We start from the raw sequence: 253 nt of genomic DNA on the forward strand, positions 1-253 counted from the left end.
CGAACTGGACGCGGATGAACAGGCAGATATCTGTGAATCGCTTCACGACCACGCCGATGAGCTTTACCGCAGTTGCCTCGCACGTTTCGGGGATGACGGTGAAAACCTCTGACACATGCAGCTCCCGGAGACGGTCACAGCTTGTCTGTGAGCGGATGCCGGGAGCAGACAAGCCCGTCAGGGCGCGTCAGCGGGTTTTAGCGGGTGTCGGGGCGCAGCCATGACCCAGTCACGTAGCGATAGCGGAGTGTAT

General features: G+C 60.1%; 1 protein-coding gene. It reads left to right on the forward strand.

The annotated features are described in order from the left end of the window. Nucleotides 1-4: 4 nt before the first annotated feature. Nucleotides 5-112: a Rop family plasmid primer RNA-binding protein gene (locus QP140_RS10105; protein ID WP_442875047.1), complete on the forward strand. Its 108-nt coding sequence runs from the start codon at nt 5-7 to the stop codon at nt 110-112. The last annotated feature ends 141 nt before the right edge of the window (nt 113-253 follow it).

Origin of the sequence: Corynebacterium sp. UMB9976, assembly GCF_030212265.1 — a bacterium.
GTDB lineage: Bacteria > Actinomycetota > Actinomycetes > Mycobacteriales > Mycobacteriaceae > Corynebacterium.